Below are 12,972 nucleotides of genomic sequence, written 5' to 3'. Positions count from 1 at the left end.
CGCGTCACTACGGTGAACGCCATGACAGAGCACCGAGCGATCGTGGCGGGCGGCGGGATCGCCGGACTCGCGGCAGCCGCGGCGCTGATCCGGTCGGGCTGGAAGGTCCTGGTCCTGGAGAGCGCGCCGGAGTTGGGTGAGGTCGGCGCCGGCCTGGCCGTCACCGTGAACGGCGCCCGGGCGCTCGATGCGATCGACGCCGGCGACCGGGTACGCAGCCACGGTCGCGTACTGCGGCCGGCGGGCACCCGGCGCGCGGACGGAAAATGGTTGCTCCGGGCCCCTGATGCACCGAGCGGTGACTTGGACCTGATGATCGGGATCCACCGGCGCGAGCTGCACCAAGCCCTGGTCGAGTCGGCCCGCGACGCCGAACTGGTCACCGGGGCACGAGTCAGCGCACTCTGGCCGGGTACGCCGGGAGGCGAGCCGGCCCGCGTGGTGTGGGAGTCGTCCGACGGCACGCACAGCGCAACCGCCAACCTGTTGGTGGCCGCCGACGGGATTCGGAGTGTCGCCCGCAGCGTGCTGTTTCCGGGCTTCCGGTTGACGTACAGCGGCTACTCGAGTTGGCGGGCGGTGATCGCGGACCGCGCGATCGTCGACGACCGGTTCGCCATGGTGTGGGGGCCGCACGCGGAGTTCGGCTCGCTGCGGATCGGCCCGGAGCGGGTCTACTGGTACGGGTACGTCCGGTTGCCGACCGGACACCGGTTCGCGAACGAGCTCGACGCAGCCCGGGAGTACTTCGCGTCGTGGGCGTCCGACGTACGGGCGCTGACCGGGGCGACGGAGGCGGATCAGTTGATCCGGCACGATGTGTGGGAGTTGTCGCGGCAACTGCCGAGGTACACCCAGGGGCGTACGGTCCTGATCGGGGACGCGGCACATCCGATGCTGCCGACCCTCGGCCAGGGCGCGAACTCGGCACTGGAGGACGGCGTGACGCTCGGAGCCGTCGTCCGTGCCGATCGCGAGCTGTCGTCCGCGCTCTGCGACTACGAGAGGCTTCGGCACGGACGGGCTCAGCGTCTGGTCAGCCGGTCGGTGCAGATGGCGGCTCTGGGCGCGCACCTCGGTCCCGGTGTCGGCCAATGGGCACGAAACGCGTTGCTGCGGGTCACTCCCCCGCGGGCGGCGCATCGCAGCGGCACCCGGATCCTGGACTGGACGCCGCCGGCTTGATCACTTCGCGCGGAGGCGGTGCACCGGCGGTGACGGGACCGGGAGCGGCGCGGCAGGCTCCGGGAGGTCGTAGGTGACGTAGAGGCGGCGCCGGACGGCTTCCAGCGGGAACGTCTGCGGGTAGATCGCCAGCTTGACGGTGACGCCCTCCAAGGTTGCTCTGAGCAACATTTCCTCGACGGCCGGATCGGCGGCGCCGCGCTCGGCGAAGACCGAGCGGATCGCGTCCTCCACCTGCGCCAGCCGGACGTTCTTCTCGGCCTCCACGCGGGCGAAGACGTCGTGCGTACTGGGCTGCATCATCAGCGTGATCGCCAGCCGCTGGATCGGCAGCGTGGTCGCCGCGGCCATCAGGGCGCCGTCGATGATGCCGGCCAGCCGCTCGTCCGGCGTACCCTCGATCGTCAGGATCCCGGTGATGCCGTCCAGCCAGCGGTCCAGCAGCTCCGCCGCGAGCCGCTCCTTGGTGGCGAAGTAGTACGCGACCAGGCCGCGAGAGACCTCCGCCCGCGCGGTGATCTCGGAGATCGAGGCGGCCTCGTAGCCCTTCGCCGCGAACACCTCGAGGGCAGCGGCCAGGATGCGCTCGCGGGACCGCTCCCGCATCTCCTGGTTCGCGGTGGCCGAGCGCGGCACGGTTCCTTCCTCAACCTGGTCGTGGCCCCGGAGGCCGAGCAACCCCCCACTCCGTGCTCGGCACTCCCGGGCGCTGACCCCCCGTTCCTTCGGACCCCTCCCCAGGCGCCCGGTCTATAGACTGGACGTCCAGTCAACGAATGTCAAAGGGGTGCCCGATTCGTGGGCACGCCCCGTCACCGGTAAGATGGAGGGGCTGCGCCCTGTGTCGAGTGGCACGTGAACTTGCCGTAGCCACCGCCTGATTCCGCTGACTGCCCCCTGATCGCTTGGAGCGCTTCCCCATGCCTGTCCGTAACGACCTGCGCAACGTGGCCATCGTGGCCCACGTCGACCACGGGAAGACCACCCTGGTGGACGCGATGCTGTGGCAGTCCGGCGCCTTCGGGGCCCACCAGCACGTCGACGAGCGGGCGATGGACTCCGGCGACCTGGAGCGTGAGAAGGGCATCACGATCCTGGCCAAGAACACCGCCGTCCGGCACAAGATGGCCAACGGCGAGCAGATGACGATCAACATCATCGACACCCCCGGCCACGCCGACTTCGGCGGCGAGGTCGAGCGCGGCCTGTCGATGGTGGACGCGATCGTGCTGCTGGTGGACGCCTCCGAGGGCCCGCTGCCGCAGACCCGGTTCGTGCTGCGCAAGGCGCTGGCGCGGAAGATGCCGGTGATCCTGGTGGTGAACAAGGTCGACCGTCCGGACGCGCGGATCTCCGAGGTCGTCGACGAGACCTACGAGCTGTTCCTGGACCTGCTCGACCACGACGCCGACCAGAGCGCGCTGGACTTCCCGGTCGTGTACGCGTCCGCCCGGGCCGGCCGGGCCTCGCTGACCCAGCCCGCCGACGGCGGCCTGCCGGACTCCGAGGACCTCGAGCCGCTGTTCCAGACCATCCTGGAGAACGTGCCGGCCCCGACGTACGTCGAGGACGCGCCGCTGCAGGCGCACGTGACCAACCTGGACGCCTCGCCGTTCCTCGGCCGGCTCGCGCTGGTCCGGGTGCACGAGGGCACGCTGAAGAAGGGCGCCCAGGTCGCCTGGTGCAAGCACGACGGGTCGGTCGAGCGGGTGAAGATCACCGAGCTGCTGGTCACCGAGGCGCTCGAGCGGGTGCCCGGCGACTCGGCCGGCCCGGGTGACATCGTCGCGATCGCGGGCATCCCGGAGATCATGATCGGCGACACCCTCGCCGACCCGGAGAACCCGCAGCCCCTGCCGTTGATCACCGTCGACGAGCCGGCCATCTCGATGACGATCGGCACCAACACCTCGCCGCTGGCCGGCCGGACCAAGGGCACCAAGGTGACCGCCCGGCTGGTCAAGGACCGGCTGGACAAGGAGCTCGTCGGCAACGTGTCGATCCGGGTTCTGCCGACCGAGCGGCCGGACGCCTGGGAGGTCCAAGGCCGTGGTGAGCTGGCGCTCGCCATCCTGGTCGAGCAGATGCGGCGCGAGGGCTACGAGCTGACCGTCGGCAAGCCGCAGGTGGTCACCCGCGAGATCGACGGCAAGCGGCACGAGCCGGTCGAGCGGCTGACGATCGACTGCCCCGAGGAGTACCTCGGCACGGTGACGCAGCTGCTCGCGGTCCGCAAGGGCCGGATGGAGCAGATGACGAACCACGGGACCGGGTGGGTCCGGATGGAGTTCCTGGTGCCGGCGCGGGGGCTGATCGGCTTCCGGACCGAGTTCCTCACCGACACCCGCGGGACCGGGATCGCGCACCACGTGTTCGAGGGGTACGAGCCGTGGTTCGGCGAGCTGCGGACGCGGCCGAGCGGTTCCCTGGTCGCGGACCGGGCCGGCGCGGCGACGTCGTACGCGATGATCAACCTGCAGGAGCGCGGCACGCTGTTCGTCGAGCCGACGACCGAGGTCTACGAGGGGATGATCGTCGGCGAGAACTCGCGCGCGGACGACATGGACGTGAACATCACCAAGGAAAAGAAGATGACCAACGTCCGGTCGTCGACCGCGGACGAGTTCGAGAAGCTCGTGCCCGCGCGCAAGCTCTCCCTCGAGCAGTGCCTGGAGTTCTGCCGCGAGGACGAGTGCGTCGAGGTCACCCCCGACGCCGTCCGCATGCGCAAGGTAGCCCTCACCCAGGTGGAACGAGCCAAACTCGGCCGCAAGAACAAGAGCTGAATCACACAGATGTGATATTCCTTTGGTCGGTCCGGCGGCGGGGGTGGTTGTGCCGGATCGTTACCAACCGGGCGCGGGTGGGCGGCGTCTGTGGTGTGCAAGGAAGACTTCTGTTGGGGGAAGGACAAAGGAAACATGGGCATTCTGCGTAAGCTCGGCGCCACCGTCACGGCGGCCGCGTTCGTGGGGGTGGGCGCACTGACCGCCACCACGACGGCCGAGGCGGCCCCGGTCGCGCCGAAGGTTGCGCCTCAGGTCGTGGTCGCACCGCAGGCGGCGACCGCGGCCACGGGTTCGGCGGCGGTCGTTCCGGGCAAGCTGCGGATCGACAAGCGCTGTATGACGAGGGGCCGGGTGCTGTGCCTGAACAAGCGCACCCGCAAACTGGTGTACCTGGTGAACGGCAAGCCGATCCAGATCACCGACGCACGGTTCGGCGGCCGCAAGACCCCGACCCGCAACGGCGTGTTCAAGGTCTACCGCAAGTCGAAGAACCACGTGTCGTCGCTGTACAAGTCGCCGATGCCGTACGCGATGTTCTTCAGCGGCGGCCAGGCGATCCACTACTCGTCGGACTTCAAGGCCCGCGGCTACAACGGCTCCTCGCACGGCTGCGCGAACATCCGGGACAAGAAGAAGATCGCCTGGATCTTCGCCCGGGTGAAGATCGGCGACAAGGTCGTCGTCTACAGCGCCTGACAAACCCGTCACAGCGGTCGGAGAGCACTCACTCTCCGGCCGCTGTCGCGTTCTGGAACGCCTTGTACAGCCGCGGTTCCACCAGACAGAAGGTGGCGGTCCGTACGCCCGTCGCCGTCCCGCGGAGCGTCCGTACGGCGATGTCCGCCGCGGACTGCGCCGGCCAGCCGTAGATCCCGGCCGACACCGCCGGCAGTGCCAGCGTCAGCACGTCCAACTCGTCCGCGATCCGCAACGCGTTGCGGTAGCAGGACTCCAGCAGCGCCGGATCCCGCTGCCCGGCGGTGTAGTTCGGCCCGACCACATGGATCACGTACGACGCCGGCAGCGCGCCCGCGGTCGTCCACGCGGCCTCGCCGGTCGCGGCACCGTCGGGATAACGCTCGACCAACTCGGACAGGATCTCCGGCCCGCCGGCCCGGTGGATCGCACCGTCCACCCCACCACCTCCGCGCAGTGCGTGGTGGGCGGCGTTGACGACCGCATCCACGGGGACGGTGGTGATGTCCGCCGTACTCAGCACGATCTCCATGAACGATCTCCAGGTCAGCAGGTCGGAATCCAGTCGAGCAACGCCTTCGCGAGCTCGGCCGGCGAGTCCTCGGGCAGGAAGTGCAGACCGCCGACCGTGACTTCCCGCTGGTTCGGCCACCGTCGGCACAGGTCGCGCAGCGGGCCGGTGAGCAGTGCCCCGGGTTCGCCGTTCACGAACAGCTTCGGGATCGGCGTGACCGCCATCCAGGCCGCGTTGGCCGCGACGATGTCGTGGACGTCGGCGGGCGTCCCGTCGATCGGAATCTCCCGCGCCCAGGTCAGCATGGGCCGGCGGGACTCACCCGACCGGAGGAATGGCGCGCGGTAGGCGGCGTGCTCGTCGGGCGTGAGTTCGCGCTTGATCCCCCTCGGGAGCACCGTCTCGACGAAGACGTTCTGCTCCAGCACCAGCTGCTCGCCTTCCGCGCTGCGCAGCCTGCGGAAGAGCTCCGGGGCCGGGGCGTTCGGGCTGTCCCAGGTGACGGGAGCCACGAGCGTCTCCAGATAGGCGATCCCGCGGACCGCGTCCGGGTGCCGGCGAGCCCAGTCGGTCGCGAGAACGCCACCCCAGTCGTGGCCGACCAGGATCACACCCTGCGTCAACCCGAGCGCCTCGAGGAACCCGTCGACGTACCGCCGGTGGTCGACGAAGCGGTAGTTCCCAGCTGGCTCGGGCCCGGACCGGCCCATGCCGACCAGATCCGGAGCGACGCAGTGAGCGATCGTGGAGACCGGGCCGAGGACGTCGCGCCACAGGTACGACGAGGTCGGGTTGCCGTGGAGGAAGACGACCGGCGTCCCCGCGCCCGCCTGGCGATAGGCGATCCGGACTCCGTGGACGTCGATCGCCTCGTGGGTGGCTGTCGTCACGGGTTCAGTATGTCCGGCGGATCACGACTTGCTCACGGCAGATCACAGCTCGCTCTCGACGCAGGTACGCTGGGGCGCCAACCAAAAGGCCGGTGAGGACGTCCCACCACTGCAGGGACGAGGTCTATCCAGAGGGGTGTCCGATGCGCGGACTGATCATTCGCAAGCTGGTGAGCGGCCTGACCGTCGGCGCCGGGATTGCGGCACTGCTCAGTTTCGGAACCCAGGCGACCGCCGCCCCCGCCGACCTGAAGACCGTGCCGTTCCAGGTCAGCGGCGAGCTGCCGATCTACCCGAAGGCGCTGTGGAAGAACGGCTCCGCCGGCACCAACGTGCGCAAGGTCGAGGCCCGGCTGGTCCAGCTCAAGCTGCTCGAGAAGCGCTACCAGGACAACGAGTTCGGCACGATGACCCGGAACGCGGTGAAGAAGTTCCAGCAGTCCAAGGGCATTCCCCAGCTCGGGTACGTCGACCAGAACACCTGGGACAAGCTGGTCGCGGTGACCCGCGAGCCGACCCAGACCGAGCTCTACCCGCCGCCACCGATGGTGAACGGCAAGCGGCTCGACCCACGCTGCGCGACCGGGGTCGTGCTCTGCATCGACAAGACCACCCGCAAGCTGCGGTACGTCGTCGACGGCGTGGTGAAGATGCAGCTGGACGTGCGCTTCGGCGCCGAGAAGACGGCGACCCGCGAGGGCAGCTTCTCGGTCGGCTGGAAGAGCCGGAACCACGTCTCCAAGCTGTACGACTCACCGATGCCGTTCGCGATGTTCTTCTCCGGCGGCCAGGCCGTGCACTACTCGTCGGACTTCGCCGCCCGCGGCTACAACGGCGGCTCGCACGGCTGCGTGAACGTCCGCGACCTGGGCAAGATCAAGGTCCTGTTCGACCAGATCACCGTTGGCGACAAGGTGATCGTCTACCGCTCGTAGTCCCCGACTACAGCGGGCGCGGCCCCCGCCGGCGGCGGATCGCGCCCCAGCCGCCGCGGCCCCGGCCGGCGGCCGCACGCAGGGCGGGACGGGCGTCGACCAGGTACACACCGGCGGCGACGATGCCGATCAGGCCGAAGAAGCTCAGCCAGCCCTGGAAGATCTGACTCAGCGTGAACACGACCAGGATCAGCACCCAGCCAGGCTTGGTCAACTTGTCCGCGGCGACGAACACCGCCCGCGGCCGGAACGCCGCGTCGAGCAGCGCGACCAGCTTGATCCCGAGCAGCACCCACCAGATGATCTCGAGCGGACCGGCGAACCCGGGAAAGAGGTTCGGGAACGTGGCGAGTGGGAGCATGCGTACGAGCGTACCCAAAGACCGGGCGGCCCACCTCTGCTCAGTGCAGATTGTGGGCCGCCCGGCCGGAGGATTCACCCAGATGTCGGGTGTCGTTACTGTCAGTCGCCGACCTTGCCGGCGGCGTCGGTTGCGGCCTTGGAGGCCGTCTTCGCGGTCTTCCGGGCGCTGGTCGCGGTCGCCTTGACGTTGCGGGACGCGGTGTCGGCGGTCTTCTTCGCGGTGGTCCGGGTGGCCTTGGCCTTGCTCACCGTGGTCTTGGCCTGGGTGACCAGGTCCTCGGTGGCCTTCTGGCTGCGGACGCGCTCGACCAGCTCCTTGCCGCGGCCGGCCAGGTCCTCGTAGGTCTCCTCGGCCTGGCCGAGCACGGTGGTGAAGCCGGCCTGCGCGGTGGCCGGCAGCTCCCGCAGCTTGGCCGGGGCGGTCCGGGCGTCGGCGACGATCGCCTCGAAGCGCTTCGTCAGCTCCGACTGCGCCTTGGTCAGCTCGGCCTGGACGGTCTTCTGGTCCAGCTTGGCGAACCGGGCGGTGACGTCGTCGCTGACCGCGCGGAACTTCTCCACCACCAGGTCGCCGGCACCGGCGAGGGCGTAGAGCGGGGTAACGGGCGTACGGGTAGCCATCAGGCTTCTCCTCGGGATGTCTTCAGCAGGATGTGCGTTACTTGCGCTTGCTTGCAGGGGTCTTCTGGGCCGCCGGTCTCTTCGCGGCAGCCGGCCTGGCAGGCTCCGGCTTCCCGGCGGCCTCGTCGTCGGCGGGCGTGTTCTCACGGACGAAGGACGCGTAGACGTCCAGCAGCACCCGCTTCTGCCGCTCGTTCAGCGCGGGGTCGAGCAGGACGGCGTCGACCACGCCGGTCGCGCCGCGGGCACCGTCGGTGCTGTCGTCCGGATCGAGGATGCCGGCCCGTACGTACAGGGTCTCCGCGGAGATCCGCAGCGCCTTCGCGAGCTGCTGCAGCACGTCGGCCGACGGTTTCCGCAGGCCGCGCTCGATCTGGCTGAGGTACGGGTTCGACACGCCGGCCAGGTCGGACAGCTGCCGCAGCGACAACTGCGCGTGCCGCCGCTGCTCGGCGAGGTACTCCCCGAGGGAGCCCACCGCCCCAGCCGCACGATCACTCAACCTGGCCATGTCCCCAGTGTGCTAGCAGGCTGCTTGCAATTGCAAGCAGGCAGGCCGTGAGCCCGCTCACGGCCGAGTGACGAGGTGAAGTTAGGTGTACGTCGGAGCGTGCGGCACGACCGCGCCGACCTCGACGCCGCCGCCGTACAGCGGGAAGCGGGTCTGCTGCTCGACGACCTCGTGCTCCACGCCGAGCATGCGCAGTACGGCGGCCATCACCACGGCCCGCGCCCGCGGTGTACCGTCCTCGACCTTGAGCGCGATCCCCCGGCCGTCCTCGAGACCGACGGCGTACACGCTCTCGGCGCCGACCTTGCAGAACAGGCCCGGGACCGCCCGCATCAGCGCGGCCTCGTCGCGGGTACTCCCGCTGGCGTACTCCGGGAAGGCCCGGAACGCGTCCTTCACCCTGGCCTCGAGTGTGCCCGGCGCGGCCGCCGCGAACAGGCCGAACGAGCGGGCCAGCCCGGCCAGGCTGATCGCGAGGATCGGGGCGCCGCAGCCGTCCACGGCGACGTACGAGACCTTCTCGCCGGCCGTGTCCTCGACCGCGGTCCGGATGACCTGCTGCAGCGGGTGGTCGGGCGAGCGGTAGTCCTCGATCGACCAGCCGTTGACCACACAGGTGAGCAGCATCGCCGCGTGCTTGCCCGAGCAGTTCATGGTGATCCGCTCCGGGCCGTGCCCCGCCCGCACCCAGGCGTCCCGGGTGGCGTCCTCGATCGGGTACGCCGGCGGGGTCTGCAACGCCGACTCGTCCAGCTTCGCCAGCGCGAGGATCTCCCGGACGCCGTCCACGTGGAACGGCTCGCCGGAGTGCGACGCACCCGCGAGCGCGAGCAGCCGGCCGTCGAGCGGGAGGCCGTGCCGGAGCATGCCGAGCGCCTGCATCGGCTTGTTCGACGAGCGCGGGAACATCGGCTCGTCCACCACGCCGACGGACCACGCGACCGCGCCGTCGGCGTCCGTCACCACGACGGACCCGCGGTGGCGGCTCTCGACGAAGCCGTTGCGGACGACGTCGGCCAGGATCACAGGTTCACTCACGGCTGCACTGTACAGGTGCAAAACGTGGGGTTGCGAATGATGCGGCTCACAGCCGCGAGCGCACGTGCAACCCCACCTCGGGATCGACCAGGACCTCTTGGGTCGCGGTCACCGTGGGCTGGTCCTCGGCGACGACCTCGAGCACGGCGGCCGGATCCACGTTCCGTTTCACCAGCGCCAGCGCGATCGGGCCGTACTCGTGGTGCCGGGCCGCCGACCCGACGAACCCGACCTGCTTCTCACCTGCGCGTACGGCGTACCCGTGCGCCGGCAGGTGGTCGACCGAGCCGTCCAGATGGAGCCGGACGAGCCGCCGGGGCGGACGGCCGAGGTTGTGCACCCGGGCGACCGTCTCCTGACCGCGGTAGCAGCCCTTGTCCAGGTGTACGCCGACGCCCAGCCAGCCGACCTCGTTCGGGATCGCGCGCTCGTCGGTGTCCAGGCCGAACCGTGGCGCGCCCGCCTCGATCCGGAGCGCCTCGTACGCCCAGATCCCGGCCGCAGGACCTTCCAGCCCGGCCAGCTCGGACCGTGGCAGGAAGACTTCGTGACCGCCGAGCGAGTCTTCGCCGCTGCGGGTCAGGAACTCACCGCCGGCGGGCCCGGGACGCCACACGATCGCGTAGTCGTCGGTCACGTCGGTGATCTCGACACGCGACATGAACACCATCTTCCGCAGCCACTCGATCAGCGCGGCGGCCGCGCCAGGCTCCGTGTGCAGCCAGAACGTCTCGCCGTCGTCGACGCCGTACATCACGTGCTCGATGTGGCCGGTCGGCGACAGCAGCAGCGCCGTGGTCGACGTCCCCGGCTTCAAGCCTTCGAAGTACTGCGTGGTGAGCGCGTGCAGCCAGGTCAGGCGGTCCGGGCCGGTGATCGTGACGACCTCGCGGTGCGACAGGTCGACGAAGCCGTCCCCGGCCGCCAGCATCCGCTGCTCCCGGAGGTCGGAGCCGTAGTGCGCCGCGACCCCGGCGTCGAGTCCGTCAGCCTCGACCGCGGCGGGCCGGTCCAGCAGGGGGCTGCGCTTCAGTGACATGTCACCAGAGTACGTCGAGCGGCGTACGGCGATCGCCTCCCACCGTGGGATGTGGACAACACCGGCTCACGGACAGCCTGGACGTACCGACTTTTCGAGAGGAGCACGACGATGGGCGACAGGCGATTCCGGTTCGGCGTGGTGGGCAGCCCGGCGACCGCGGAGGAGTGGACCACGACCGTACGGCGGGCGGCCGACCTCGGCTACTCGAGCGTGCTGATACCGGACGGCCTGCAACTGCCCTCGCCGTTCGCGGCCCTCGCGATGGCCGCGGCCCTGGCGGATGTCCGGGTCGCCACGTTCGTCGCGGCGGCACCGCTGCGGACGCCTCGCCAGGCCGCGTGGGACGCGCACACGCTGACCGTGCTGACCGACGGCCGGTTCGACTTCGGCATCGGCACCGGCCGCCCGGGCATCGACCAAGAGGCGGCCGAGCTCGGACTGCGGTTCGGCTCCGGCAAGGAACGCCGTGACCAGGTCCGCGAGACCCTCGACCTCCTGGAGCAGCTCGACGGCGACCGGCGTACGCCGATCATGCTGGCGGCCGGCGGACCCCGGGCACTCGCGCTGGCGGCGGCCCGGGCCGACATCGTGTCGATCGCCAAGGGCGCGATGACGCCACGGGCCGAGATCCTGCGCCTGGTCCGCGACCTGCGCGACCTGGCCGGACCGCGCGCGGACGAGATCGAGCTGGCGATGAACCTGTTCGCGGCCGGGACCCGCGAGCTGCCGCCGTGGACGCGGCAGGCCGCGGGCGCCGCGCCCGAGGAGCTGGAGGCGAGCGACTCGCTGATGATGCTGCGCGGGACGCCGCAGCAGATGGTCGACGAGCTCGAGCGCCGCCGGGACGAGTTCGGTACGTCGTACATCACCGTCAACTCGCTGTACCTCGACGACCTGGCTCCCGTGGTCGAGAAGCTGACCGGGAGTTAGAGACGACACTGCCCGCCAGCATGTAGAGCTGACGGGCAGTGAGGAGGGATGTCTAGCGGTTGGAGGGCTCGAGGTCGGCGGGCCGCTCGGATGCCTGCGGTACGTCGCCGGCGTGGGTGTCACCGGCGGCGAACGCGGCCTCGTCGAACGGATCCTCGCCGGCGAAGACCTGCCGGGCCTGGTCCTTGTCGAAGGCCCCGACCCAGTGGCCGACGACAACGGTCGCGACCGCGTTGCCGGCGAAGTTCGTCAGTGCCCGGGCCTCGGACATGAACCGGTCGATACCGACGATCAGACCGACCCCGTCGACCAGGTCCGGCCGGTGGGACTGCAGACCGCCAGCCAGCGTGGCCAGGCCGGCACCGGTGACACCGGCGGCGCCCTTCGAGGCGATGATCATGAACGCCAGCAGGGAGATCTGCTGCCCCAGCGAGAACGGCTGGTCCATCGCCTCGGCGATGAACAGCGACGCCATGGTCAGGTAGATCGCCGTGCCGTCCAGGTTGAACGAGTAGCCGGTCGGGACGGTGATGCCGACGACCTGCTTGCCGACGCCGAGGTGCTCCATCTTCCCGATCAGCCGCGGCAGCGCGGTCTCCGAGGACGACGTGGACACGATCAGCAGGAACTCGCGGCCCAGGTAGCGCAGCAACTGGAACACCGAGATGCCGGCGACCACCCGCAGAACGGTGCCCAGGACAACGACCACGAAGAGCAGGCAGGTGAGGTAGAAGGCCAGCATGATCTTGCCGAGGCTGACCAGCGCGTCCGTCCCGGTGGCGCCGACGACGGCCGCGATCGCGCCGAACGCGCCGATCGGGGCGACCCACATGATCATCGACAGGATCTTGAACACCAGCCGCTGCAGGTGGCCGATACCGTTCAGGATCGGCTGTCCGGTGTTGCCCATCGCCTGCAGCGCGAAGCCGACCAGTAGGGCGACCAGCACGGTCTGCAGGACCTCGCCCTCGGTCAGCGCGGACACGATCGTCTGCGGGATGATGCCGAGGATGAAGTCCGACGTACTCTCGTGCGCGCCGGCGGCCTGCTTCTGGCCGGCCTCGCGGAGCGTGTCGGTCAGGTTCAGGCCGGAGCCGGGCTGCACCAGGTTGCCGACCAGCAGGCCGATCGCGAGCGCGGCCGTCGACATCACCAGGAAGTAGACGAGTGCGAGACCGCCGACCTTGCCGACGCTGGCGGCCTGCCGGACCGAGCCGATGCCGAGCACCAGCGTGCAGAAGATGACCGGGCTGATCATCATCTTGATCAGGTTGACGAACCCGGTGCCGAGCGGCTTCAGCTCGACGGCGAAGTTCGGGAAGAGGAAGCCGACGCCGATGCCGAGCAGCACGGCGACGATGACGGCGATGTAGAGGAAGTGGGTCCGATCGTTGCGGACCGGGGTCGGTCGGGATTCGGTCGGGCTCGACATAGGGACACTCCTGTAGCGGCCGGGCG

General features: G+C 69.9%; 14 protein-coding genes. 5 read left to right on the top strand and 9 right to left on the bottom strand.

Annotation, left to right across the window (positions count from 1 at the left end; all coding sequences use genetic code 11):
* Window positions 1-21 precede the first annotated feature (21 nt).
* Window positions 22-1,185 (top strand): FAD-dependent monooxygenase, encoded by a 1,164-nt coding sequence (locus ACQPYZ_RS05015; RefSeq protein WP_433165707.1) that lies wholly within the window; start codon window positions 22-24, stop codon window positions 1,183-1,185.
* Here ACQPYZ_RS05015 and ACQPYZ_RS05010 read toward each other — a convergent pair whose 3' ends face one another.
* Entirely contained in the window at window positions 1,186-1,821 is a 636-nt protein-coding gene (locus ACQPYZ_RS05010) for a TetR/AcrR family transcriptional regulator (RefSeq protein ID WP_433165705.1), read from the bottom strand.
* Window positions 1,822-2,105: 284 nt separating this feature from the next.
* On the opposite strand from ACQPYZ_RS05010, the gene typA reads away from it, so the two are divergent.
* Both typA and ACQPYZ_RS05000 read left to right on the top strand, forming a co-directional pair.
* Window positions 2,106-3,971: a translational GTPase TypA gene (gene typA / locus ACQPYZ_RS05005; RefSeq protein ID WP_433165703.1), complete on the top strand. Its 1,866-nt coding sequence runs from the start codon at window positions 2,106-2,108 to the stop codon at window positions 3,969-3,971.
* Between the two features lie 135 nt (window positions 3,972-4,106).
* Complete coding sequence (locus ACQPYZ_RS05000; protein WP_433165701.1) at window positions 4,107-4,670, top strand: L,D-transpeptidase; 564 nt, start codon at window positions 4,107-4,109, stop codon at window positions 4,668-4,670.
* Window positions 4,671-4,698: 28 nt separating this feature from the next.
* On the opposite strand, the gene ACQPYZ_RS04995 is transcribed toward ACQPYZ_RS05000, so the two are convergent.
* Together ACQPYZ_RS04995 and ACQPYZ_RS04990 are read right to left on the bottom strand one after the other, a co-directional pair.
* Window positions 4,699-5,202, bottom strand: coding sequence for a macro domain-containing protein (locus ACQPYZ_RS04995; RefSeq protein ID WP_433165699.1), 504 nt, complete (start codon window positions 5,200-5,202; stop codon window positions 4,699-4,701).
* Window positions 5,203-5,216: 14 nt separating this feature from the next.
* The gene (locus ACQPYZ_RS04990; RefSeq protein WP_433165697.1) at window positions 5,217-6,074 is read right to left on the bottom strand and encodes a haloalkane dehalogenase; all 858 of its coding nucleotides are present in this window, start codon (window positions 6,072-6,074) and stop codon (window positions 5,217-5,219) included.
* A gap of 143 nt (window positions 6,075-6,217) precedes the next feature.
* Here ACQPYZ_RS04990 and ACQPYZ_RS04985 point away from each other — a divergent pair, with 143 nt between their 5' ends.
* The gene (locus tag ACQPYZ_RS04985; protein ID WP_433165695.1) at window positions 6,218-7,009 is read left to right on the top strand and encodes a L,D-transpeptidase family protein; all 792 of its coding nucleotides are present in this window, start codon (window positions 6,218-6,220) and stop codon (window positions 7,007-7,009) included.
* 7 nt (window positions 7,010-7,016) lie between these two features.
* On the opposite strand, the gene ACQPYZ_RS04980 is transcribed toward ACQPYZ_RS04985, so the two are convergent.
* From ACQPYZ_RS04980 to ACQPYZ_RS04960, 5 genes are all read right to left on the bottom strand, one after another.
* Entirely contained in the window at window positions 7,017-7,370 is a 354-nt protein-coding gene (locus tag ACQPYZ_RS04980; protein WP_433165693.1) for a DUF2516 family protein, read from the bottom strand.
* 101 nt (window positions 7,371-7,471) lie between these two features.
* A complete protein-coding gene (locus ACQPYZ_RS04975; protein WP_433165691.1) occupies window positions 7,472-7,993 on the bottom strand; it encodes a hypothetical protein in 522 nt (173 codons plus the stop codon).
* Between the two features lie 37 nt (window positions 7,994-8,030).
* A complete protein-coding gene (locus tag ACQPYZ_RS04970; protein WP_433165689.1) occupies window positions 8,031-8,504 on the bottom strand; it encodes a helix-turn-helix domain-containing protein in 474 nt (157 codons plus the stop codon).
* 81 nt (window positions 8,505-8,585) lie between these two features.
* Window positions 8,586-9,542 carry an asparaginase gene (locus ACQPYZ_RS04965; RefSeq protein ID WP_433165687.1) on the bottom strand — a complete coding sequence of 319 codons (957 nt, stop codon included), beginning with the start codon at window positions 9,540-9,542 and terminating at the stop codon, window positions 8,586-8,588.
* A 46-nt stretch (window positions 9,543-9,588) separates the two neighbouring features.
* Window positions 9,589-10,581, bottom strand: coding sequence for a YgfZ/GcvT domain-containing protein (locus tag ACQPYZ_RS04960; protein WP_433165685.1), 993 nt, complete (start codon window positions 10,579-10,581; stop codon window positions 9,589-9,591).
* Between the two features lie 111 nt (window positions 10,582-10,692).
* On the opposite strand from ACQPYZ_RS04960, the gene ACQPYZ_RS04955 reads away from it, so the two are divergent.
* Window positions 10,693-11,514 carry an LLM class flavin-dependent oxidoreductase gene (locus ACQPYZ_RS04955; RefSeq protein WP_433165683.1) on the top strand — a complete coding sequence of 274 codons (822 nt, stop codon included), beginning with the start codon at window positions 10,693-10,695 and terminating at the stop codon, window positions 11,512-11,514.
* Between the two features lie 52 nt (window positions 11,515-11,566).
* On the opposite strand, the gene ACQPYZ_RS04950 is transcribed toward ACQPYZ_RS04955, so the two are convergent.
* Window positions 11,567-12,946 carry a cation:dicarboxylate symporter family transporter gene (locus ACQPYZ_RS04950; protein WP_433165681.1) on the bottom strand — a complete coding sequence of 460 codons (1,380 nt, stop codon included), beginning with the start codon at window positions 12,944-12,946 and terminating at the stop codon, window positions 11,567-11,569.
* Window positions 12,947-12,972: the final 26 nt, after the last annotated feature.

Origin of the sequence: Kribbella sp. CA-247076 (genome assembly GCF_050942445.1) — a bacterium.
Classification (GTDB): domain Bacteria; phylum Actinomycetota; class Actinomycetes; order Propionibacteriales; family Kribbellaceae; genus Kribbella.
This window is presented reverse-complemented; position numbering and strand designations above follow the sequence as displayed.

Excerpts from the sequence above, each read along its gene's own strand:
- ACQPYZ_RS05015 (WP_433165707.1), top strand. The coding sequence starts at position 22 with ATGACAGAGCACCGAGCGATCGTGGCGGGCGGCGGGATCGCCGGACTC.
- typA (WP_433165703.1), top strand. The coding sequence starts at position 2,106 with ATGCCTGTCCGTAACGACCTGCGCAACGTGGCCATCGTGGCCCACGTC.
- ACQPYZ_RS05000 (WP_433165701.1), top strand. The coding sequence starts at position 4,107 with ATGGGCATTCTGCGTAAGCTCGGCGCCACCGTCACGGCGGCCGCGTTC.
- ACQPYZ_RS04995 (WP_433165699.1), bottom strand. The coding sequence starts at position 5,202 with ATGGAGATCGTGCTGAGTACGGCGGACATCACCACCGTCCCCGTGGAT.
- ACQPYZ_RS04985 (WP_433165695.1), top strand. The coding sequence starts at position 6,218 with ATGCGCGGACTGATCATTCGCAAGCTGGTGAGCGGCCTGACCGTCGGC.
- ACQPYZ_RS04980 (WP_433165693.1), bottom strand. The coding sequence starts at position 7,370 with ATGCTCCCACTCGCCACGTTCCCGAACCTCTTTCCCGGGTTCGCCGGT.
- ACQPYZ_RS04975 (WP_433165691.1), bottom strand. The coding sequence starts at position 7,993 with ATGGCTACCCGTACGCCCGTTACCCCGCTCTACGCCCTCGCCGGTGCC.
- ACQPYZ_RS04970 (WP_433165689.1), bottom strand. The coding sequence starts at position 8,504 with ATGGCCAGGTTGAGTGATCGTGCGGCTGGGGCGGTGGGCTCCCTCGGG.
- ACQPYZ_RS04960 (WP_433165685.1), bottom strand. The coding sequence starts at position 10,581 with ATGTCACTGAAGCGCAGCCCCCTGCTGGACCGGCCCGCCGCGGTCGAG.
- ACQPYZ_RS04955 (WP_433165683.1), top strand. The coding sequence starts at position 10,693 with ATGGGCGACAGGCGATTCCGGTTCGGCGTGGTGGGCAGCCCGGCGACC.
- ACQPYZ_RS04950 (WP_433165681.1), bottom strand. The coding sequence starts at position 12,946 with ATGTCGAGCCCGACCGAATCCCGACCGACCCCGGTCCGCAACGATCGG.